Annotated in this window: 23 protein-coding genes; 2 read left to right on the top strand and 21 right to left on the bottom strand. The window is 64.7% G+C overall.

All coding sequences use genetic code 11. From position 1 onward, the window contains the following. Positions 1-103 precede the first annotated feature (103 nt). From JNM03_RS00235 to JNM03_RS00185, 11 genes are all read right to left on the bottom strand, one after another. Positions 104-1,423 carry a M28 family metallopeptidase gene (locus JNM03_RS00235; RefSeq protein ID WP_294033476.1) on the bottom strand — a complete coding sequence of 440 codons (1,320 nt, stop codon included), beginning with the start codon at positions 1,421-1,423 and terminating at the stop codon, positions 104-106. A 109-nt stretch (positions 1,424-1,532) separates the two neighbouring features. After that, positions 1,533-2,090 (bottom strand): hypothetical protein, encoded by a 558-nt coding sequence (locus tag JNM03_RS00230; RefSeq protein ID WP_294033474.1) that lies wholly within the window; start codon positions 2,088-2,090, stop codon positions 1,533-1,535. A 256-nt stretch (positions 2,091-2,346) separates the two neighbouring features. Continuing rightward, a complete protein-coding gene (locus tag JNM03_RS00225) occupies positions 2,347-2,898 on the bottom strand; it encodes a hypothetical protein (RefSeq protein WP_294033472.1) in 552 nt (183 codons plus the stop codon). A gap of 182 nt (positions 2,899-3,080) precedes the next feature. After that, positions 3,081-3,950, bottom strand: a complete 870-nt coding sequence (locus JNM03_RS00220; RefSeq protein ID WP_294033470.1) for a glycine zipper 2TM domain-containing protein — start codon at positions 3,948-3,950, stop codon at positions 3,081-3,083. A gap of 127 nt (positions 3,951-4,077) precedes the next feature. Further along, positions 4,078-4,566, bottom strand: coding sequence for a GAF domain-containing protein (locus JNM03_RS00215; protein WP_294033777.1), 489 nt, complete (start codon positions 4,564-4,566; stop codon positions 4,078-4,080). 8 nt (positions 4,567-4,574) lie between these two features. Continuing rightward, on the bottom strand, positions 4,575-5,693 hold the full coding sequence (locus JNM03_RS00210; RefSeq protein ID WP_294033468.1) for a hypothetical protein: 1,119 nt from the start codon (positions 5,691-5,693) through the stop codon (positions 4,575-4,577). After that, positions 5,669-7,819, bottom strand: a complete 2,151-nt coding sequence (locus tag JNM03_RS00205; RefSeq protein ID WP_294033466.1) for a prolyl oligopeptidase family serine peptidase — start codon at positions 7,817-7,819, stop codon at positions 5,669-5,671. The genes JNM03_RS00210 and JNM03_RS00205 overlap by 25 nt, the downstream gene beginning before the upstream one ends. Positions 7,820-7,910: 91 nt before the next feature. Beyond that, positions 7,911-9,575 (bottom strand): SDR family oxidoreductase, encoded by a 1,665-nt coding sequence (locus tag JNM03_RS00200; RefSeq protein WP_294033464.1) that lies wholly within the window; start codon positions 9,573-9,575, stop codon positions 7,911-7,913. A 22-nt stretch (positions 9,576-9,597) separates the two neighbouring features. Next, the gene (locus JNM03_RS00195; protein ID WP_294033462.1) at positions 9,598-9,996 is read right to left on the bottom strand and encodes a thiol-disulfide oxidoreductase DCC family protein; all 399 of its coding nucleotides are present in this window, start codon (positions 9,994-9,996) and stop codon (positions 9,598-9,600) included. Beyond that, positions 9,989-10,657 carry a DUF4166 domain-containing protein gene (locus JNM03_RS00190; protein WP_294033460.1) on the bottom strand — a complete coding sequence of 223 codons (669 nt, stop codon included), beginning with the start codon at positions 10,655-10,657 and terminating at the stop codon, positions 9,989-9,991. The genes JNM03_RS00195 and JNM03_RS00190 overlap by 8 nt, the downstream gene beginning before the upstream one ends. 10 nt (positions 10,658-10,667) lie before the next feature. Continuing rightward, positions 10,668-11,243: a MarR family transcriptional regulator gene (locus JNM03_RS00185; protein ID WP_294033458.1), complete on the bottom strand. Its 576-nt coding sequence runs from the start codon at positions 11,241-11,243 to the stop codon at positions 10,668-10,670. A gap of 345 nt (positions 11,244-11,588) precedes the next feature. On the opposite strand from JNM03_RS00185, the gene JNM03_RS00180 reads away from it, so the two are divergent. Then, complete coding sequence (locus JNM03_RS00180) at positions 11,589-12,242, top strand: PEPxxWA-CTERM sorting domain-containing protein (RefSeq protein ID WP_294033456.1); 654 nt, start codon at positions 11,589-11,591, stop codon at positions 12,240-12,242. Between the two features lie 82 nt (positions 12,243-12,324). Here JNM03_RS00180 and rplQ read toward each other — a convergent pair whose 3' ends face one another. The 7 genes from rplQ to JNM03_RS00145 form a co-directional block, all read right to left on the bottom strand. Further along, a complete protein-coding gene (rplQ, locus tag JNM03_RS00175; protein WP_294033454.1) occupies positions 12,325-12,744 on the bottom strand; it encodes a 50S ribosomal protein L17 in 420 nt (139 codons plus the stop codon). Positions 12,745-12,860: 116 nt separating this feature from the next. Beyond that, positions 12,861-13,919, bottom strand: coding sequence for a DNA-directed RNA polymerase subunit alpha (locus JNM03_RS00170; RefSeq protein ID WP_294033452.1), 1,059 nt, complete (start codon positions 13,917-13,919; stop codon positions 12,861-12,863). 100 nt (positions 13,920-14,019) lie between these two features. Continuing rightward, positions 14,020-14,409: a 30S ribosomal protein S11 gene (rpsK, locus tag JNM03_RS00165; protein WP_003040416.1), complete on the bottom strand. Its 390-nt coding sequence runs from the start codon at positions 14,407-14,409 to the stop codon at positions 14,020-14,022. 76 nt (positions 14,410-14,485) lie between these two features. After that, positions 14,486-14,854: a 30S ribosomal protein S13 gene (gene rpsM, locus JNM03_RS00160; protein WP_033073810.1), complete on the bottom strand. Its 369-nt coding sequence runs from the start codon at positions 14,852-14,854 to the stop codon at positions 14,486-14,488. Between the two features lie 297 nt (positions 14,855-15,151). Further along, the gene (locus JNM03_RS00155; protein ID WP_294033450.1) at positions 15,152-15,943 is read right to left on the bottom strand and encodes a 3'(2'),5'-bisphosphate nucleotidase CysQ; all 792 of its coding nucleotides are present in this window, start codon (positions 15,941-15,943) and stop codon (positions 15,152-15,154) included. A 6-nt stretch (positions 15,944-15,949) separates the two neighbouring features. Further along, on the bottom strand, positions 15,950-17,293 hold the full coding sequence (locus tag JNM03_RS00150) for a metallopeptidase TldD-related protein (RefSeq protein WP_294033448.1): 1,344 nt from the start codon (positions 17,291-17,293) through the stop codon (positions 15,950-15,952). A gap of 48 nt (positions 17,294-17,341) precedes the next feature. Next, positions 17,342-17,740 carry a hypothetical protein gene (locus JNM03_RS00145; protein ID WP_294033447.1) on the bottom strand — a complete coding sequence of 133 codons (399 nt, stop codon included), beginning with the start codon at positions 17,738-17,740 and terminating at the stop codon, positions 17,342-17,344. A 300-nt stretch (positions 17,741-18,040) separates the two neighbouring features. On the opposite strand from JNM03_RS00145, the gene JNM03_RS00140 reads away from it, so the two are divergent. Continuing rightward, positions 18,041-19,975 carry a prolyl oligopeptidase family serine peptidase gene (locus JNM03_RS00140; RefSeq protein ID WP_294033445.1) on the top strand — a complete coding sequence of 645 codons (1,935 nt, stop codon included), beginning with the start codon at positions 18,041-18,043 and terminating at the stop codon, positions 19,973-19,975. Positions 19,976-20,039: 64 nt separating this feature from the next. On the opposite strand, the gene JNM03_RS00135 is transcribed toward JNM03_RS00140, so the two are convergent. The 3 genes from JNM03_RS00135 to JNM03_RS00125 form a co-directional block, all read right to left on the bottom strand. Beyond that, positions 20,040-20,651 carry a hypothetical protein gene (locus JNM03_RS00135; RefSeq protein WP_294033443.1) on the bottom strand — a complete coding sequence of 204 codons (612 nt, stop codon included), beginning with the start codon at positions 20,649-20,651 and terminating at the stop codon, positions 20,040-20,042. Between the two features lie 103 nt (positions 20,652-20,754). Beyond that, positions 20,755-21,273 (bottom strand): demethoxyubiquinone hydroxylase family protein, encoded by a 519-nt coding sequence (locus tag JNM03_RS00130; protein ID WP_294033442.1) that lies wholly within the window; start codon positions 21,271-21,273, stop codon positions 20,755-20,757. Next, positions 21,270-21,752 carry a disulfide bond formation protein B gene (locus JNM03_RS00125; RefSeq protein ID WP_294033440.1) on the bottom strand — a complete coding sequence of 161 codons (483 nt, stop codon included), beginning with the start codon at positions 21,750-21,752 and terminating at the stop codon, positions 21,270-21,272. The genes JNM03_RS00130 and JNM03_RS00125 overlap by 4 nt, the downstream gene beginning before the upstream one ends. Between the last annotated feature and the right edge of the window lie 36 nt (positions 21,753-21,788).

Below are 21,788 nucleotides of genomic sequence, written 5' to 3'. Positions count from 1 at the left end.
CGACCAACATTCTCTCCGCCCGGTCACCCACGCCAGGCGGTCATTTTGGTCCCATCGATGCCATACCGCGCGAAGGTAAATTTTCGTTTGCCGTCTTTGATAGTTATCGAGCGGCGGGAAGGCCGCCAAATGCGACGATGCTTTCCTCACCGGTCGCGGAAACCGCTGAAACGCCAAAGAAATTGTCATCCACGATCACGCCGGGCAACATTCTCTCCGATCTGGAGTCAGATGAGACGAGCTGGCTGTCGGTCCAATCGTTGCGGTCGGCACGGCGCCAGTAGATGCGATAGGCGGCGGCACCCTCGACCGGCGTCCAGCGGACCGTCGTGTTCGAGCTGACCGCGCCGTCGATGCTGACATGGGCGGGCGCCGGGGGGGCATCGGCGAGTTCGCGAACCAGGGCGACATTGAGCGCGGTCACGCGCGAGAGGTAGGGAAAGTCCATCTCGTCGACCGTGTCGCCGTATTTGCGGCCGTTTTCGATGCGCAGATCCTGATGCTGATGATCATAATCCTCGATCCCGACGGTGAAGCGGATTGCGGGATAGCCGAGTTCCAGCGAGGGAAGATGATCGCCGCCGCGGCGGAAACGGTCGGGCCGGCGCACGGCAAGCACTTCGAGACCGATCGCGGGATGCAGCATTCCGGCGCGGATAGCGGCCTTGGCAAGCGCGCGCGACGGGCCATCATCTTCGCCCCCGATCCCCCGTCGTGCGAGCTGGCCGGCCAGATCTTCGGATGCCCTGATGCCCTCGCTGAACACACGGACGCGGTTGTCGACGATGGTCCCGTCGGTGCCGTGGGTGCCGCCGACGATGTCGTTGTTGAGCATGGCGACGACCTGCCAACCCTTGTCCTTTGCGTGGCGCGCGATCAGCTTGCCGCCCCAGAGGCCCTGTTCCTCGCCCGAGAGCAGGGCATAGACGATCGTCGCGCGATGCCTGTCCTTCGACAGCAGGCGGGCGGCTTCGAGGACCAGCGCGGTACCCGATCCGTCATCGTTGGCGCCCGGTGCATCGGCGGTGGTATTCATCGGGTCGGTCACGCGGCTGTCGATATGGCCGGCGATGATGATCACGCGATCGGGGTCGCTGCCTTTCTGAATGCCCAGAATATTTTCAACGATCACGCCGTCAGGCGCGCGGGGGCCCTCGAACCGGTCGCTGATCCGTTCGACCGTCAGACAGCCGCCGCAAGCCTTTGACAACCGTTCGAATTCACCGGCGCCCCAGTTGCGCGCGGCGCCGATGCCGCGCTTCGGATCGGTCGTCGATGAGAGCGTGTGCCGGGTTCCGAAAGAGACGAGCTTTTCGACGAGCGCCTTGAGTCGGGCCGGGTCGGCGGCGGGCGTTTCGTCCTTGGCATGAGCGGCGGCGGGCGCGGCGATCAGCAGCGCGGCGAGCAGGCAATGTTTGATCATGCGGCTTCATGCGACGCCCCTCGCGTCGGTGCAAGGGGCCGCGCGCAAGAGGCCCGCCGCGTGGGGTGCCACGCGGCGGGCCATGGGTTCCGGATCAGCCGGTCGGGATTCAGCGCAGGCCCGAGTAGTCGATATCCTGCACCCGGCCGTAGCGGACGTCGCAGCTGAACTTGCCCTGGTCGTACGAACCGCCGCGCCCCCAGCGACCGCCGTAGCCGTCGCGGACGACAACGCGGCCCTTGACGCGATAGCCGTCGCGCTTGCGGTCGATGCTGGTGACCTGCGTGACGTCGGTGCGACCATAGCGGGTCGTGCCGCGCTCCACCGCGTTAACGCACTGGCTGACGGCGCTGCGGCTGTTGCCGTAGCGGTTATAGTCATAGCCGTAACCGTAGCGGGCGTCGTCATATCGACCGCCACCACGATAGTCGCCGCGATAATCGTCGCGATAGCGGTTGTCGTAGCGGTCATAGCGATCACGGTCGTTGTCGGCCGACAGGATTGCGGCGAGGCCGCCGATCACGACAGCGCCGGCGATGATTTCGCCCGCGCTGATGCCATCGCGGTCGTTCCGATCGCGCGCGGCGGCGGGGGCGGCGCTCACGAGCATCGCGCCAGCGGTGGCCGCACCAATCGCGGCCTTGGTCAAGGAAGCTTTCATAGCCATGGTTCGGTCTCCAATTCGCGCAGGCGGCACCCTTTGCTGCCTGTTGAGACCCTTTTACCGATTCGGCTGTGACGCGGCCCTGAACCCCCCGCTTATCTGAGGTTCAGCCTCGGTTTTGCTGGGGTTCATAAATGAAATCGCCCCTCTGCGGGCCGGACGACAAAGGGGGAAGGGGCCGCTTGCGCTGTGCAAGGGCCCCTCCGTCGCGTGGCGCCAAAGGCGTCGTTCCTGCCGCTGTGCGACAGGGAGAATCGGGTCAATCGAAGCGCACGTCGATCACGCGGCCGCTCTTGTAGCTGCAACCGAAGCTGCGCACGTCGCTGCCCGTCCGCGAGGCGGTTCCCGTGACGTACCAGCCGCCGTTGTTGGGGCGCGTTTCGGTGATGCTGTCGACACGGGCGTCGTCGCCCATCTCGCCCTCGACGGCCCAACTGCATGCATCGGCTGCGCGGGCTTCGGCTTCGCCCGCGCCATAGGGGCGTACCTCGGTTGCTCCAGCGCCATAGGGTTCGCCTTCGTCGCCGCGCGGGTCGTAGTTTGGCGTGTCCTGACGCGGTTCGCGATAAGGCGGGTCATAGCGGTCGTTGCGACGCTCTGCCCGTCGGTTGGCGGAGTCCTTGCTCGCCGAACTGGCGATCGCGGCGATCGTGCCGAGAATGAGAAGCCCGCCGATAACTTCGCCGGTGCTGATATGGTCACGGTCGCGGTAACCCCAGCCGCCGTACCGGCCGCGCGCTTCCGCAGGGACGGCGGCGACCGACGTCAGGACGATTGCGGTCGCGGTCGCGAAGCTTGTGAATCTGCGCATCGAAGGGACACTCCCCGAGGCGGGCAAAGGACGGTCCGGCCCGCAATAGACCTTTGTTAGGCGTGTCATGCTTTCGCGCCGCTGAACCGGTATCGGCGCACGATGAAACGAAAGGCCCGCCATCCGTTAAGGACGACGGGCCTTTGGGACCGGATACAGGTGACCAGACCTTACCGGGTAAATCAGCAGGCGCAGCGCGGCTTGGGCCGGGGCTTCCACTTCTTCTTCGCGACATAGCGTTTCCGCACCGGCGCGTTTTCATAATAGGTCCGGGTGCTGGTCTCGACCGTCTCGGTCACGACCGGCGCGCCGTTGGTGATCGTCGTGACGACGACAACGCCCGGCGTATAATAGCCATATCCGTAACCCGAATAGCTTGTGCCGCCCTGTTGATAGACGGTCGTGCCCGGATAGCCATAACCCTGGTAGTAGCCGCCGCGGCTTGCCCACCAGTCTTCGCATTTCTTCCTGTCGGCTTCGTTGCCGATCGCCGAGCCGGCAAGTGCGCCGACGCCGCCGCCGATCAAGGTGCCGGCGGTGCGATCGCCGTGCCCGGCGACGCGGTTGCCGACGACTCCGCCCACGATACCGCCGATGACGGCGCCGCCGATCTTGCCGCCGTTGCCGCAGCGCCGTGCCATATCGGCATCGCGCGGGTCGGGGCCGCCGTGACGCGGATCATATTCGGGTGGCGGCGGATATCCCGCACCGGTCCGTTCGACCGTGCCTTCGTACGTGCCGTCGTAGCGGCGACCGTCGGGGCCCTCATATGTGCCGTTCCAGGTGCCGCTCCAGCGGCCTTCGGCATCATAGGTGCCATTGACCTGGCGATATTCGACTTCGCTCGGCACGCGGTCGGGCGACCCGGTATAGACGCGGACGTCGGGCGCCGTCGGCGCGCCATATTCGAGTTTCGGTTCCGGGTCATGACCGAAGGCCGCGTTGCCGGCCAGGTCGGTCGGCGCGGCGATGATGGGCATTTCGGCGCTCGACGCGCGACCTGCCAGCAGCAGCGTTCCCGCGGCCACGCCGAGAAGCAAGATGGTGCGCATGGCTTAACTCCCTGTTATCCGGCCGGTCGCCCCAGTTACGGCGACTGGCGATTGGTTAACAGCGTGTTAGCAAATCGAACCGATTCCCGCGAATCCGTTAACCCTGAGATTCACGTCCCAATTTGGGTCAGCCGACCAGCGCAGTGGCCGTGCGCGCGACAAGCGCTTCGGCGCCGCGCTGATCCTCGGCGGAGAATCGTCCCGGCGAGGGGCTGTCGAGGTCGAGCACCCCGATCAACCGGCCGTCCACGACGATCGGGACCACAAGTTCGCTGCGGCTTGCCGCATCGCAGGCGATATGCCCGGGGAAGGCGAAGACGTCCTCGACCCGCTGGGTTTCGCGGAGGCGGGCCGCCGCGCCGCACACCCCCTTGTCGAGCGGAATGCGGATGCACGCAGCCTTGCCCTGAAAGGGGCCGAGAACGAGTTCGGTGCCGTCGAAGCGATAGAAGCCGGCCCAGTTGAGGTCGGGGATCGCCTGCCAGATCAGGGCCGAAAGATTGGCCATGTTGGCGATGCCATCGGGCTCGCCCGCGACGAGGGCGGCAGCGGCGTCGGCGGCTTCGGCCCAAAGCGTGGCGGCGTCGGTAGCGGAAAAGGCGAAGGCGTAGGACATCATCTTCCTCAAATATGGCAAGGCGGGACCGGGTTGGGCATCGGCTGCGCGCCGTTCGGCCAACTGATCCGGAAGACCACATATTGGGCGTCATGATCCGAAAGGCGAGGGCCATTTTTGCCGTCGAACAGGGTTGCGACCGACACGGGCGCGACGTCAAGCCGATCGCCGCTGCGATAGCCGAGGAGATCATAGGCCTGTCGCCAGGCTGCGGGGTCGGTCATCGGCGCGGCGCGTGCGGCAAAGCCGGCGGCCTTGCCGGCGAGCCGAAAGGCGGGATCGCTTGCGAAGCGGCCACTGCGGTCGCCCGCGCGATAGTTGTTGAAATCGCCTGCCGCGATCATCGCCGGCCGATTGCCGATATCGAAATCGGCCAGCATCCGGTCGTTCTCGCGGGTCTGCAACAGGTGGGCGGTCTCCGCCCGCGCGATCGGGACGCCCGCCGGTTCGCGCGAGTTGCGATGCGTGTTGAACAGAATCAGCGGCTCGGGCGCGCCGGGGAGCGCAATGCGCAATGCCAGCCCGCCCTTGTTCGCCAGACAATCGTAACCGCCGCAACTGTCGTGGCCGAACGCTTCCACGCGCGCAGCCACGACGGGAAGGTCGGTTGCGATATACAGGCCGCTGTCGAGCCACTTGCCGACCGCTTCGCCCTTCCACCAATGGGCGCTGCCAAGGAAGCCCTCCGGCGCTGTGGCAGCGGGCGTCACCCGGGCCATGTCGCGGTCGGGACCGGGCATGATCGATCGATAGTTGCCGGCGAGCGAAGTGCGCGAAGCTTCGGGAATGAAGGCCTTGTGCAGGATCAATATGTCGGGACCATTCCCCTCGGCCCGGCGTGCGGCGATCCAGTCGGCGATCCGCGCGAGACGGGCCTCGCGTCCAGTTCGGACCGGCCATGGCAGTCCTTCGACATTCCACAGCAGGACGCGAAGGCGGATCGCCTTGCGTCCGTCAGCCAGCGTCTCGACCTTGGGCAGCGCGGCGGGATCGTAACAGGCAGCGCGTCGTTCGATCCGCGCCAATTTGCCGTTCGGCAGGACCGACCAGACCACCACCGCCAGCCCAAGAAGGGCGATGGCGGCGATGGCGATCCGGCGGCCTATTCGACGCTGAGGCCGGTCCATTTGGCCGCAAAGGCATATTTGTCGGCGGCTTCGGCGATGATCTTGTCGGTCGGCTTGCCCGAGCCATGGCCGGCGCGCGTTTCGATGCGGATCAGATGCGGTTTCGAACCGACATCGGCGTGCTGCAGTTCGGCGGTGTATTTGAAGCTATGCCCCGGAACCACACGGTCGTCGGTGTCGGCAGTCGTCACCAGCACGGCCGGGTAAGCCTTCCCGCCCCGGATATTATGATAGGGCGAGTAAGCGAGAAGCGACCTGAAGTCGGCCTCCTTCGACGGATAGCCATAATCGTCGACCCAATAGCGGCCCGCGGTGAAGCGGTCGAAGCGCAGCATGTCCATCACCCCGACCGCCGGCAGGGCGGCGGCGAACAGGTCGGGCCGCTGGTTGACGACGGCGCCGACAAGCAGGCCGCCGTTCGAGCCGCCCTCGATTGCGAGCTGGCCCTTCCCGGTGATGCCCTCGGCCATCAGATATTCCCCGGCCGCGATGAAATCGTCGAAGACATTCTGTTTCTTGTCGAGCCGTCCGGCGTCGTGCCACGCCTTGCCATATTCGCCGCCGCCGCGGATGTTCGCGACCACGAAGATGCCGCCCTTGTCGACCCAGGCGAGCTTGGTCGGCGAGAATCCGGGAACCTGCGACAGGTTGAAGCCGCCATAGCCATAGAGCAGTGTGGGCGAGCCCTTGCTGCGGTCGAGCCCCTTTTTCATCACCACGAACATCGGCACCTCGGTGCCGTCCTTCGACTTGAAGAAGCGCTGTTCGACCGAAAACTGCCTGGGATCGAACGTCAGCTTCGGCTGTGCGAAGATTTCGCTTTTCCCGGTCACCGTGTCGAGGCGGTAGATCGTCGTCGGCGTGGCATAGCTCGCAAAGCTGTAGAAGGTTTCGGGATCGGCCGATTTGCCGCCGAAGCCCGTCGCCGAGCCGATGTCGGCCAGCTTGATGTTGGCGATCGGCTTGCCGTCGAGGGCGACCATCCGCGCTTCCGACTTCGCATCGCCGAGGTAGGACAGGATGAGGCGGTTGCCGACGCGCGAGGCGCCGACCAGCGTTGCCTCATTCTCACCGACGACCTCGGTCAACGCCGAAGGCTTTTTGATATCGAACGAGACGATCCGCTGGCGCGGCGCGCCCTTGTTGGTGACGAAGGTGAAGCGCGTCCCCTCGTTGGTCACATATTCCCAGTTGTTCGCATAATCGTCGACCAGCGGGATCGCCTTGCCTCCCTTCAAGGGATGAAGCGTCAGGCCGAAGCGTTCGTCGGTCCCCTCGGACGACACGACGAGAAGATATTTGCCGTCGTCGGTGACGACCGCCGCATGGTTGAGCTTTGGCTTGTCCGGGGTCGCGTGGATCAGCACGTCGGCGGTCTGGGGCGTACCGAGCTTGTGGAAATAGACCGCGTGATTTTCGTTGAGCGACTGGAAGGCCTGCCCCTCCTTCGGTTCGGGAAAGCGCGAGTAATAAAAGCCGCTGCCGTCCTTGGCCCAGTCGAGCGAGGAGAATTTGACCCAGCGGATTTCGTCGCTGATGTCCTGACCGCTGGCGACGTCCTTGACGCGGACAATGCGCCAGTCGGTGCCGCCGTCCTGCACCGAATAGAGAAGATATTTGCCGTCTTCGGACGGGTTCCATTCGCCCAGTGCGGTTGCACCATCCCTGGCCCAGCCGTTCGGGTCGATCAGCACGCGGCCTTCGCCGTACAGCCCCTCGCGGACGTACAGCACCGCCTGTGGCTGCAATCCATCGTTGCGTGTGTAGAAATAGCGGGTCCCCGCCTTGCGCGGCAGACCGAAGCGTTCGTAATTGTAAAGTTCGGTCATCCGCTTGCGAAAGGCTTCGCGCCCCGGCAGTGTCGCCAGATAGGCGTCGGTGACCTTGTTCTGGTCGGCAACCCAGGCGGCGACCTTGGGATTGACGCGGACGTCGTCCTCGAGCCAGCGATAGGGATCCGCGACGTCGACACCGAATTGCGGATCGATGGTGTTGCCACGCTCGGTCGCGGGATAGACCAGCGCCGGGGCGGGCGCCGAAGCGGCGGCGTCGGCCGCGTGGGCCGTTGCGGGCGCGATCATCAGCAGGGCCAGCGCAAGCGGCGCGCGAAGAGTCTTGGGGGGCATGGCAAGGCGATCCTCATCGTCCGGGGAAGAAATATTCGTGCGCCCCAATGTAAGGATGGCACAGGCCGGGGCAAGCGGCTTTTGGCATCGATCAGGCGGAATCCACCGGCGCAAGCGTCCCGCGATAGGCGACGATCAAGCCGACGACCGGAGCCGAAATGCGGACGTTGAAATGGAATTTTCCTTCTTGGTCCGCTTCGAAGCCTGGACCGTTCGGCATCAGAAACCGGGGCATGGGAAGGCCGAACAGCGTCCATCGCCGAGGCACGAGATTGAGCCGCCCGTTCGTGACGACGAGCGCCATGGCGAACGCGGCGGGCCCGAAGCGTTCGACAAGCAGATAATCGTTGCGGCCCGTCCCGGCCGATTGCAGCGACGAGAATCTCCTGCCACCGAAATCGCGGGTCCAGCGTTCTCCGCCCTGCTCGGCGGCAAAAGTGACAGTGACCGGTATCGACGCGCCCGCCCTGGGAAAGCCGACGATCGCGGCGGCGAGGCGCGCGAGCAATCCCCGGCCACGCTCTACCGCAGCCTCTCCGCTCCAGCTTCTTTCCTCGGCGCTGGAATGCAGTTCTGCGACGCGCGGCGGAAGCTGGTCGAAAGCGGAACCCAGGATGCGCCGATAGAGCGGCGCCCCCGGACAGGCTTCCCGAAAGCCGGTATGGATCGACCGATTGGCGAACAGTGCGTCGTAATCAGCCAGGCTCAGCGCCCGGGTCGCCGACCGCGCCCCGGGTTCCGGGCGCGTGCCGGCAAGGAGCTTGCGGACGATGCCCTCGACCGCCATCGACGGAATATACGGGCCATCGTCCCCCTCGGCCAGGAGGTGCCAGCTCCGCTCGACCTCTACCCCCTCGGCGAGTCCGCGCGCACGAATGAACATTCCGCCGCGATGCTCGCCGAAGCGCATCCAGTTCAGGACGATATAGAAAAGACGTGAGAAGGGTTCGAGCGAGGGGAGGCGAAACGTCGCGCGCGCCATCGCGAGCAGATTGAGGATGCGGTGCAGGATTTCCGGAACGGGGCCGGCACCCATCCAGATATCGGTCAAACCGGGGTATTCGGGCGGCAGCACTTGCAGGTCGGGCACGTCGACGAGCGAGAAGTGGATGTTCCGCAGAGGCAGGCGGCCCGGCACCGCGACGGTGAAACGCATGCTCTCGGCGAGGCCGGTGCCATGGCCTTCCATACCGTTGCGGCGCAGTTTTACCGGTGCACCGGCATAGCCGACCACGGCGCGCATGACATTCAGACCTATCCCCGCGAAGGGAGACGGGGCGATGCCGCCTTCGACAACCCGGATGTCCATCGATTGGGTCATCCTGTCCAGGACTGCCCCCGTCAGCGCGGGAAAGCTGCTGACCCCCGACAGGACGAATGTGCCGACGGCTTTTGCCCGTGCATCGAAACGATCGATACCGAAAACAAAGTCCGCGGCATCGGCGAAATCGAGATAATCGACCTTCGCCGCGAGGCACGCTTCGACGACGCCATAGCGATCCGCTCCATAATCCTGAAAGGGGCCCGACGCATCGACCAGGAGGTCGGGTTGGTGGGCAGCGAGCCCCTCGCCGATCGCGCGGCGATCCAGCGCGGCGGGCCGGACGCGGGCTCGCCCGGCATAAGCGGCGCAAAATGCTTCGGCGCGCCGAAGGTCGCGGCCGCAAATCACCAGTTCGAGATCGCCGCAATCGGCCAGGAGTTCCACGAGGCGGCCGCCGAAAACGCCGTAGCCGCCGAGTATCAGGATGCGCATGGGTTTCTTCGCTCGTTTGGGATCAAAGGATACGGCCGCGATATTCGGGCGGCGCGACCCAGCAGGTCGATCGCTTTCCGAAGAGGCGGTAACGGTGGCGCGCGATCCATCGATAGACCGGATCGCGGAGGGCGACGGGCGCAAGGCGGCAGACGGTCACGAGCCGCCATGGCCAGCCGAGCCTTTCATAGATAAAAAGCACGCCATCGCTGTCACGGTGGATCCGCGTGCCATCGACAACCAGCAGGCTGGCTGGGTCGTGCGGGTCGATGCCGTTGCGACGGCAGATATCGGCTCCCGCTGCGCTTTGGATCGAGGCAAGCCTAAACGACGCCGCCCGGTCGTGTTTCAGAACGAAGTGGGCGTTCGCCGAGCAGAGGATGCATTCGGCGTCGAACAGGATGATCGGGCCGTCAGTCATCGCGGAATAGCGCATGCTGGTCGAGGAGTTCGCCCAGCAGCGGATGGCTGACCTTGAGGTCGAAGGCGAAGCGGCCGCTACCGAGATACCGGTGCGCCACCAAGGTTTCGCCCGGCGCGAGCCAGCGGGGAATGCGAAGCCGGACGCCTGCAATCCGCCAGAAATAATGGTCCGATGTGAAGATCAGCGCATCGGCCTCCGCCCGGACGATCAATGCCATGCCGAAACCGCCGCCGATATGCTCCTCAAGCCCCGTCGGTCCGGCGAAGCGTTTCGCGCTGTGGATCACCTGCGGGTGGCCGTGCGGACGTCCGTAGAGGCGCGTCCATATCTGGCCGCCACTCCCCCGATCTTCCGATACGACGACGGCGGCGGGTGCGGCGCCGCTCGCCTTCGTCGGAAGCGGCGCACCGATCGCGCGGCATATCTGCGCGAGCAGCCACCCCGCCCGCGACAGGCGAGTCCAGACGATCTCGCCCCGATAGGACGTGACACGCTGACCGGAGAGGCGTTTGGAGAAGCGGCGACGGACGTCACCGGGAAGCGCATCCCAATCGCCCGCGGGTACAAGGTGACGGAAACGATAGTCATAGACGGCCTCGCCGCCGCCGTCCGGTGCGGGGCGGCGCTTCTGGACCTGCCGCTGTAACCCTCCCTGCATCACCCGTCCCCTATCCGGCGTTCTTGCCCTTGCCGGGGCGCCAGTTGATCAGCTTTGTCACCCCGGCGCCGAGTTTGATCAGCCGCATCAATGCCGGCTTGGGCACGTTCAGCATCTCGTCGTGCCAGCGGCTCATCGTCGTGACGAAATCGAGCATGTCGGACAGGCGCGCTTTCGCGCCGGCGCTGAGGTCGGGGTCGCCCGCGGCGCGCGCGACGCATGCTTTCAGGGCCGATTCGGCGGGATCGACTTCGCGGGCCTTGCGGCCCGCGGCGATGCGCGTGACCATTTCCCAGATATCCTTCTCGGCCGTGAAATGGTCGCGTCGGTCGCCAAGCAGCGGGACGCGATCGATCAGCCGCCAGGCCAGCAACTCCTTGATCGAATTGGACACGTTCGAACGCGCGAGCCCGAGCAAATCGGCGATCTCCTCGGCATGTCGCGCGCGGTCAGATATGAAGAGCAGGGCGTGAATCTGCGCCACCGACCGGTTGACGCCCCACTGACTGCCGAGATTGCCCCAGTGCAGAATGAACTCGGTCGCCGCCGGGGACAGTTTCGACTCAATTTCGATAATTTCTGTCATAACAGAAATATCCGACTAAACCGATGATCTGTCAAGCGCGACCGGTGTCGATGGTCGGGAGCGGTCGATCGGGTTGCGTCGGACGCAGCATTGCTGGCGCGGGACGCTGCTGCCAGTTTTCGGGGCGGGCCGCACGCGATGCTCATCGCCAGTGATCGTGAAGGGGCGATGCCTCCGTAAAGACGAAATAGAATCCACCGAATATTCGTCCCCAACTATCTATGTATCAAGTCGGGACAGTTCCGGTCGCGGTCTACTTTTGTGGTTTCCCCAATGCTAACCACAAGAGTCTGAAGATGGAGTCGGATAGCCCGATTCTGTTACCGGACTTGGGGGATTGAAGAAATGAAGCCGCTTTTTGCCGCACTGGTCCTGACAGGTCTGGTAATACCCGCATCCGCGCAAGCTGCAGCGGTCATCAGTTTTGACAACACGACCTCGATTGCGGACAATAACAATTTCAAGACGCAGATCGCCGCGCTGGGACTGACGAAATATGATACGACGGGCGCGTCGATCGTTCTCGACGCGAATTCGATTATCACTTTCCATCTCATGGGTTCGGAAAGCAGCCTCAACGATACATTCTCGACCGTGTCTTCACCGATATTGACGACGACCGAGAGCGGCAGCTTCCAGAATAATTTCGCAGCGCCTATCCTGCTCGGCAGCAGAAGCTTCAACGCCGGAAGCCTTGCCGGATTGCTGAATTTTTCGAGCATCGGGGGCAAGTCGGCAACCGTGGGGCAAAACGGCTTCGGGATTTTCCTGACGCGCGACCAACTGAGCGGCACGGGGGTCTCGACCTTCTATTTCGCCTACGACGACGAAGCAAAGAATGCGGACAAGGATTATGATGACATGATCATCCGCGCCACCGTCACCTCGGCGGTTCCTGAGCCGCAGACCTGGGCCCTGATGCTGGCGGGCTTTGGGTTCGTTGGTGGCGCCATGCGCGCCAATCGCCGCAAGGCCAGGGTCGCCGTTTCCTGCGCCTGAGCGCCAGTTTCCGTCCCGTCGAACGAAAAAGGGCGGCCATCCTTTCGGAGGCCGCCCCTTTTCGTGTCGCTGAAAACGCGGCTTACGCGGCTTCCAGTTCCTCGTCGCTGAGCACCGGACCCGAATCCTGGCCCTTGGCGTCAACGTCGCGGTCGACGAATTCGATGATGGCGATCGGAGCGGCGTCCGAAGCGCGGATGCCCGCCTTGATGATGCGCGTGTAGCCGCCGTTGCGGTCCTTGTAGCGTTCGGCGAGAACATCGAACAGCTTCTTGAGCTGGGTATCGTCCATCAGGCGGCTCTGCGCGAGACGGCGATTGGCAAGGCCGCCACGCTTGGCGAGCGTGATCAGCTTTTCGATGTAGGGACGCAGTTCCTTCGCCTTGGCGACGGTCGTCGTGATCTGCTCATGCTTGATGAGCGAGGCCGACATGTTGCGGAACATCGCGATGCGATGCGCGCTGGTGCGCTGAAGCTTCCGGCCACCCGATTTATGACGCATAATCCATTCCTTCGTTCGTTAAGGGCCCGTGTGAGGTAGCCCAGACCAGGTCGCTTGCGGGGCAACCCATTCCCGTTGCAACCGGACCCCGGCTTTCGCCGGGGCACAGTCTGGAATTAACCGAGAAGTTCCTGTTCGAGCTTCTTGGCCATTTCCTCGATATTCTCCGGCGGCCAGCCGGGGATGTCCATGCCCAGGCGCAGGCCCATCGACGACAGCACTTCCTTGATTTCGTTCAAGGACTTGCGGCCGAAATTCGGCGTGCGGAGCATTTCGGCCTCGGTCTTCTGGACCAGGTCGCCGATGTAGATGATATTGTCGTTCTTGAGGCAGTTCGCGCTGCGGACCGACAGTTCCAGCTCGTCGACCTTCTTGAGGAGGAAGCGGTTGAGCTGGTTGACGTCCGATTCATCGGCGGTGGTCGACGGTGCCGCCATGCCGATGAGGCCGCTGTCGTTCATCGCCTCTTCGAAGTGGACGAAGACCTGAAGCTGGTCCTGGAGGATGCGCGCGGCGTAAGCGACGGCGTCTTCCGGGGTGACCGTACCGTCGGTCTCGACGGTCAGGCTCAGCTTGTCGAAGTCCAGTTCCTGGCCGATGCGCGCATTGTCGACCTTGTAGGCGACCTGGCGAACGGGCGAGAAGAGCGAGTCGACCGGGATCAGGCCGATCGGCGCGTCGGCGGGACGGTTCGCGGTCGCGGGAACATAACCCTTGCCGGTGTCGGCAACGAGTTCCATGTTCAGCGTCGCGCCGTCGTCGAGATGGCAGATGACGTGGTTCGGGTTCATCACCTTGATGTCGCCCGACACCATGATGTCTCCGGCCTTGACGGTCGCGGGACCGGTGGCCGAAAGCTGGAGCCGCTTCGGGCCTTCGCCTTCCATCTTGAGAGCGACCTGCTTTACGTTGAGGACGATGTCGGTGACATCTTCCCGCACGCCGGCCAGGCTCGAGAACTCGTGCAGGACGTTCTCGATCTTGATCGACGTGATCGCCGCACCCTGGAGCGACGACAGCAGAACGCGGCGCAGCGCGTTGCCGAGCGTCAGGCCGAAGCCGCGCTCAAGCGGTTCGGCGACGAAGGTCGCCTTGCGCTTGCCGTCGCCGCCAGCCTTGATTTCCAGGTTGCTGGGCTTCTTCAATTCCTGCCAGTTCCGGATATTGACAGTCATGGACTTCCCTTTGCTTTGGGCGGGACAGGCAGGGGTCGACTGCCGGTCCAGCGAGAGATTTGGTACGGGCGGGCCCCGGCGGGGTGCGCCCGAAAAGGCGTCAGACGCGGCGGCGCTTGGCCGGGCGGACACCATTATGCGGGATCGGCGTCACATCGCGGATCGACGTGATGTGGAACCCGACGGCCTGCAGCGCGCGCAGCGCCGATTCACGACCGGCGCCGGGGCCCTTGACCTCGACCTCGAGCGTGCGGACGCCATGTTCGGCGGCCTTCTTGCCGGCGTCTTCCGCGCAGACCTGCGCTGCATAGGGAGTCGATTTGCGGCTGCCCTTGAAGCCCATCATGCCGGCGCTCGACCAGGCAATGGCGTTGCCCTGCGCGTCGGTGATGGTGATCATGGTGTTGTTGAAGGTCGCGTTGACATGAGCCACACCCGACGAGATGTTCTTGCGTTCGCGCCGACGAAGGCGCTGCGGTTCACGAGCCATTGTGCTGTATCCTACCTAAATCCGTAAAGCGGGCCGGGGCGCAGCCAGAAGGCGGCCGCCGGCGCGAAAAACCGGCTTACTTCTTCTTGCCGGCGATCGGCTTCGCCTTGCCCTTGCGGGTGCGCGCGTTGGTGTGCGTGCGCTGGCCGCGGACGGGAAGGCCCTTGCGATGACGCAGGCCGCGATAGCAGGCGAGGTCCATCAGGCGCTTGATGTTCATCGCCGTGTTGCGGCGAAGATCGCCCTCGACCGTGTGATCGGCGTCGAGCGTTTCGCGGATCTGCAGGACTTCGGCGTCCGACAGGTCCTGAATGCGGCGGCTGTGGTCGATGCCCAGCTTGTCGGCGATGTCGACGGCGGTCTTGCGGCCGATACCGTGGATGTAGGTGAGCGCAATGATAACGCGCTTGTTGGTGGGCAGATTGACGCCCGCGATACGTGCCATTTATTCTTTCTCCTGCTCCACAGGGTCGCTGGCAATCGACCCCATCTCAAAGCGTCTGATTTCCAACGCAAAAAACGGACCACGAATGCGCGGATGCGCTTCGCCGTCCGGTCAGGCTGTCGGAATGGATGCGCAACTAAGGTGAGTCGCGTATAAAGTCAAGGGAAGTGCGGCTGGTCGCGCCCGGTTCGCCCGGTGGCGAAGCCGGGGGAAGGGGCGGGTGCCGTGCGCCGACGAAGAGGCCTCTGGCGTGATTGCGATCGTGCCGTTGCCATCGCTGCGCGGCAGCGAAGATCGTTATGACTGCGAGGTGAGTGCGACCGCGCGATCGCGCAGGCGATCGACGACCGCCTGGTGGATTCCCGGTGCGCAGGCGATGACCCCGAATGCCTGCGCGCGCGGGGTGTTGAATGCCAGCGGCTGGCCGAAGGCGTCGGTCACGATCGCGCCGGCCTCCGCCGCGATAAGCGCCGCCGCGGCGACATCCCATTCGAATCCCCAGCGCAGCGTCGCCACCAGATCGGCACGATCGTCCGCGACCAGCGCCATGCGCAGCGCGATGCTGTTCGGTTTGGTGACGCAGATGAGGTCACGGTCGATCTTGGGCAGGCTGTCGGCCGGAACGCGGGAACCGTCGAACGTCATGCGCTGGCTGGCCTGCAGCACCTCGCCATTGAGCAGAGCGCCCTTGCCGCGTTGCGCCACCCACAGTTCGTCGAGCGCGGGCGCATAGAGGACGCCAAGGTCGGGCTGGCCGTCGACGACCAGCGCAACCGACACGCACCAGCCGGGCCGGCCGCGAATGAAGTCGCGCGTGCCGTCGATCGGATCGACGCACCACATGGCGCGACACGACAGGCGATCCGCATTGTCCGCGGTCTCTTCGGAAAGCCAGCCGGCCTCGGGCACCATCGCGCCGAGTATCGCCTTCAGCCGCGCATCGACCGCGAGATCGACGTCGCTGACCGGATTGTCGTGCGATTTGTTCCAGACGTCGACGGGTCGCCCTTCGCCGCGCCAGCGCGCCATCGCCATGTCCCCAACCTCGCGGGTGGCGGCGATCACGGCTTCGAGGTTGCGACCCGGCATCTTTGTCTATCCGCTGGCGACGGTCATGCCGTCGATGCGGATCGTGGGTGCGTTGACCGCGTGACGGAAAACGAGGTCATCCGCGGGAATGAGTGCCGCGAACATGTCGATCAGGTTGCCCGCGACGGTGAACTCGGCGATCGGTCCCGCGATCCGACCATCGCGGATCAGGAAACCCGACGCGCCGCGGCTGTAATCGCCGGTGACCGGATTGACCCCATGACCGATCAGTTCGGTGAGATAGACGCCTTCCCCGATGTCGGCCATCAGCGCTTCGGGGCTTTGCGCCCCGGCTGCGAGATGCAGATTGCTCGCGGTCACGCCCGCCGCGCCGCCGCCGCGGCTCGCATGGCCGGTGGGCTGGAGACCGAGCTGTTTCGCCGAGGCCGTGTCGAGCAGCCAGCCGGTGATCTTGCCGCCCGTGACGATGTCGCGCGGCGCCGTCGGCAACCCCTCGCCATCGAACGCTCGGCTGCGCAAGCCGCGCGGACGGTGCGGATCGTCGTGGATCAGGATGCTGCTGTCGAACAGCGCCTGCTCTTCCTTGCCGAGCAGGAAGCTGGTGCCGCGGGCGATCGCGGGGCCGGCGATTGCGGCCAGCAGGTGGCCGACGATGCCGCCGCTGACGCGCGGATCGAACAGCACCGGAACCTTGCCGACGGGGGCCTTGCCGGGATTCAGGCGTGCGACGGCGCGAGTGCCCGCGCGCGTACCGATCGCCGCGACGCTTTCGAGATCCGACAGATGATGCGCGCTGTGCCAGCCATAGTCGCGCTGCATCCCCGCTCCTTCGCCCGCGATCACACTTGCCGACAGGCTGTGCCCGCTGGACCCGTAGCCGCCGAGAAAACCGTGGCTGGTCGCGAGAGCGAAGCGTGTCCGGCTGTGGCTCGCGCTGCCGCCTTCGCTGTTGGTGACGCCATCGACTGCGCGCGCGGCTTCTTCAACGGCGAGCGCGGCCGCGCGCAGGGCCTGCGGATCGGCTTCGCTGCCGTCATCGAGATCGAAATCGGGGGCGACGCCCCTGAACAGCCGGTCTTCGGGCGCAAGACCCGCGTAGGGATCCTCGGGCGCTTCGCGCGCCATCGCGACGCAGCGGCTGACCAGTTTCGCCAGTTCGCCCGCGTCCATATCGGCGGTCGAGACGCTGGCGCTGCGCTGTCCGACGAAGACGCGCAGCGAAATATCCTGCCCCTCCGAACGCTCGACATCCTCGAGCGCGCCGAGGCGCATCGAGACCGACGTGGCGGCATTGCAATAATAGAGCGCGTCGGCGGCGTCGGCGCCGGCTTTGGTCGCGGCGTCGCACAGCATCTGTGCGCGATCGAGGGCTTCGGCAACGGTCAGCATGGGCGCGCCCTATACGGCGAGCGCGCCAGCGTCAAAATCTAAGTCGGATCAGTTGGCGATGGCCGCGATCGCGTCGGTGGCCGCCATCGCGCCGCTGACCCACAGAAAGGGCAGGGTCAGCGCAGCGACCCAGAGGCGGCGAAGGTCGCGGCGGAAACGTGCGTGCAGTCCTCGGCTTGCGAGCGCCTGGCGGCTGAGATGATACCAGCGGCGTTCGGTCATCCGCGCGGCGGGAAGCCCCAGCGCGAGCAGCATGACCAGTGCGACAACGATCAACGCCGACGGAGCGCCAGCCGCAACGGCGCTTGTGACAAGCCAGACCTGCAGGACAGCGAAAGCGAGGAGCGCGGCGGCAGCGTGCCATGTCATCCGGCGACCCAGGCTGCGGGCTGCGGGGACGCTTGCAGTCGATCGGCGCCAGAGGCGCGGTCCGAACGTCGATGCCATGTTTTCAGCCTCCCCGGCCGGCGATTCCCAGAAACCGCACGATTTGCCTCAAAAATTCCCAAGTCAAGACACTCTGCCAGCGATTCGTTAATTTTTGCATTCGATTCATCGCGGATTCGCAACGAAACCGGGTCGGGGTGCCGAAATAGTTACGAAACCGGCGACATTCGCTGTCAAATTGGTTCAATATGGCGGTCAGTGGTCGAGCAGAGGCTGTCGTTGGTCGACTTGTATCCAAGGCGCAGGTTCATGACGTCTAGCCTGCGCCGAACAGATACCAAGCAACCGGGGAAATCATCGATGCGTCATCTTGCCTTTCTGGCCGCCCTTGCCCTGCCGATCGCGCCGGCTCTGTCCCAGGAGGGCGCGAAGCCCCTGGTCGAGCCCAAGCCGGCGGCGCTCATCGCCGATGGCGTGCCCGAGGTGCCCGCCGAACTGACGGCGGCTACACGGCCGTATATGGAAAATCGCGGGGCCGGCTTCGTCGGCTGGAATCCTGTCGATCATTCGATGCTGATCGCGACACGCTTTGGCAACACCACCCAGATCCATCGTGTGGCGATGCCGATGGGCGACCGGCGCCAGATGACCTTCGAGGCGGAGCCGGTCGGATCGGGCGCCTGGTCGCCGAAGACGGCCGACGTCATGCTTGTTCAGAAGGATGTCGGGGGCAATGAGTTTTACCAGATCTATGCGCTGAAGGACGGCCGCCTCGACCTGCTCACCGACGGGAAGAGCCGCAATGGCTTCAATGCGTGGAGCAAGGACGGCGCGCTCGTCGCCTATACCTCCACCCGCCGCAACGGTCGCGATAGCGATATCTATGTCATGGATCCGCGCGACCCGGGCTCGAGCCGCATGATAGCGCAGGTTCAAGGGGGCGGCTGGGCGGTCAACGACTTCGCGCCGGACAAGAGCTGGGCGATCGTCTCGCAATATGTCTCGGTACAAAAGGCCGACCTCTTCCGGCTCGACATGGCAACCGGCGCGCTGACGCCGATCGGCGATCACAGGAAGGTCGCGGCGCAGGGCGGCGCCGAGTTCGCCCCCGACGGGACGATCTGGATGACCAGCGACGAAGGATCGGACTTCCAGCGGCTCGGCACCCTCGATCCTGCCAACGGAAAGTTCACGCCGAAGGGACCGGCGGAGAAGTGGGACGTCGACAATTTCGATATCGCCGACGACGGAAGCTTCATTGCCTATGTGGTCAACGAAGCGGGCATGTCGAAACTGCGGCTGCTCGACCCGAAAAGCGGAACTGCCCGCACGGTCGATCTGCCGGCGGGCATCATCGGCGGTGTCCAGATCGCGCCATGGGGCGAAGTCGGGTTCAGTTTTACCTCGGCGCGCAGCGCGGCGGACGTCTACAGCGTCGATCCGGCGACGCTGAAGGTGACCCGCTGGACGCAAAGCGAGACCGGCGGGCTCGACCCGCTGAAGAATATCGAGCCGGAGCTGGTCAAGGTGAAGAGTTTCGACGGGCTTGAAGTATCCGGCTTTCTCTATCGCCCCGACGCCACGAAGTTTCCCGGCAAGCGCCCGCTGATCATGAACATCCATGGCGGCCCTGAAGGCCAGTCGCGGCCTGGCTTCCTCGGCCGCAGCAATTATCTGCTCAACGAAATGGGGGTCGCGCTCTTTTATCCGAACGTCCGCGGCTCGACCGGTTATGGCAAGACGTTCGTCAGCCTCGACAACGGCCCGTTCAAACGCGAGGACAGCGTCAAGGATATGGGCGCCTTCCTCGACCTTCTGGGCAAGGACAAAAGTCTCGATTCATCGCGTTTCGGGCTGACGGGCGGCAGCTACGGCGGGTATATGTGCTATGCCGCCGCGACACATTATGCGGACAAGTTGCGCGCGAACCTGTGCGTGGTCGCGATCTCGAACTTCGTCACGTTCCTTGAGAATACCCAGGAATATCGCCGCGACCTGCGCCGCGTCGAATATGGCGACGAGCGCGTGCCCGAACAGCGCAAGAAGCTCATGGAAATATCGCCGCTCACTCGTGTCGCCGATATCAGAAAACCATTGTTCGTCGTCACCGGCGCGAACGACCCGCGTGTTCCGAAATCGGAAGCCGACCAGATCGTCGCCGCGGTGCGGGGGAACGGCGGCACGGCCTGGCACCTCGTCGGAACGAACGAGGGGCATGGCTTCGCCAAGAAGGAAAACGCCGACTATAATTTCTGGGCGTCGCTGCTTTTCTGGAAGCAGTATCTGCTGAACTGATGGTTATGCGAGCGCAGCGATGCTCCGGATCGCTGCGCTTCGTTCTTCAGTATGATCGGGAGCGTCAGCTCTTCGGTGGAACCGGGAGCTCGCCTGCATCGACGTCCGGCGTCGCGCGGGCCGGTGCCTGACCGCTCGCCTGGCGTTCAAGTTCTTCGGCTGCCTTCTGCCGCTCCGCGAGCGCCTTCTCCTCGGCAACCACAGCCGCTTCCACCTCGTCGGAGGCGGCGTCGATTCCCGCGAGGCGCTTGGCGCGTTCATCGGCGATCATGGCCTGCCAGTCGGTCTTGTCGGCGGCCTTCTGTTCGGCCTTGGCGCCGGCAACCAGTTGCTGCGTGCAGCCGGTGAAGCCGCCAAGCCCGACCGGCGAACAGCTGTCGGTGCCGAAGCGCCCGACGCGCTCCATCGCGGTCACGCGGTTGAGCCATGCCTGGTTGCGCGGGTCGAGCGGGTCGCCGCCGCGGAACATCTGCGGCACGCGATAACGGTCCTGTTCGGGCAGTCGATTACAGACGACGATCTCGTCGGGGCTCGATTGTTCGCACTTGTCGCTCCCGTACACGATGACCTGGTTGATCCTCTCGGCGTTGGACGTGTCCGCGTCCTGCGCAGTGGCGGGGAGCGCGGCAAAGCTGCTGGCGAGGAAAAGCGCGGCAAGCGGCAGGCGGGTCATCATTCTATCCTTTGTCCTATGGCTGCCAGATGGCATCCGCTCTCTGCATGATCGATGAACGAAAGCATGTCCGTCCATGTCGAACGGCCCGAGAAGCGTACCCTTATCAGAGACGCTTCGACAGCGCGATGGCTGCACGGCAGCCAGCGCGGATGGCGAAGCTGAGCAGCGGATAGCCCGGCGCGCTTTCGGCACCCGCGGCCAGCGCCGCTTCCTTATGCTCCAGCTCTTCGGCGCGGAAATCTTCGACCGCCGCGCTTAGTTCGGGGTCGCTGTCGCCAAGCTGGTCGAGCTGATGCCGGTAATGGCGGTCGATCTCGGTCTCGACCGCGGCGGTGCAGGCCATGGCGGCGCGCGGCCCCATCGCGGCGGTTACCGCGCCGAGCGCGAAGCCCGCGACATTCCAGACCGGTTGCAGCGCGGTGGGGCGGACGCTGCGGCGGGCGACCATCTTGTCGAAGAACTTGCGGTGTCGTTCTTCCTGTTCGGCCATATGGGCGATCTCGCGCGCCATCGGATGCCGGTCGCCCATCACCGCAAGCTGGCCGGCATAGATGCGCGTCGCGCCATATTCGCCAGCCTGATCGACGCGGATCATCGAAGCGTTTTTGTCGCCCTTGCTCATATTGTCGATGTGGGCCGGCGGCGCAGCAAGGTCAAGACGAGCGCGGCGGCGGCAAGCGAGAAGATCGCGTTGAATCCTGCGAGCGAAATACCCAAAAACTGCCACTGCGGCACGTCGCAGCGGATAATCGGGGTCGCCATGATCTGTTCGAGCGAGATCGGGCCGGACTGCGTCGTGCTGCACGTCGTCAGGCCTTCCCAAAAGCCATATTCGACCCCGGCGTGAAAGATGCCGATACCGCCGCTGATCGCAATGGCGATGGCGGCAAGCACGGTCAGTCCGCGCATCGCCTTGTCGTTGGCACGCAGCAGCAATGCGAGGGCCGCCAGAACGATCGCCGCCTGATGCGGCCAGCGCTGCCAGTAACACATTTCGCACGGATGCAGTCCAAAGCCGAACTGAGACACCAGCGCACCGCCATAAAGAAGAAGCGGAGCGGCAAGCGCGACGAGCGGCGCGGCGAGACGGGATCGAAGCATCTGGATCTACCTTGAAACATTGTCATCCGGGCGAGG

This window comes from Sphingopyxis sp., from assembly GCF_016793825.1.
Lineage (GTDB): Bacteria > Pseudomonadota > Alphaproteobacteria > Sphingomonadales > Sphingomonadaceae > Sphingopyxis.
Note: the sequence above shows the minus strand (reverse complement) of the source record. Positions and strands in the feature narration are given on the sequence as shown.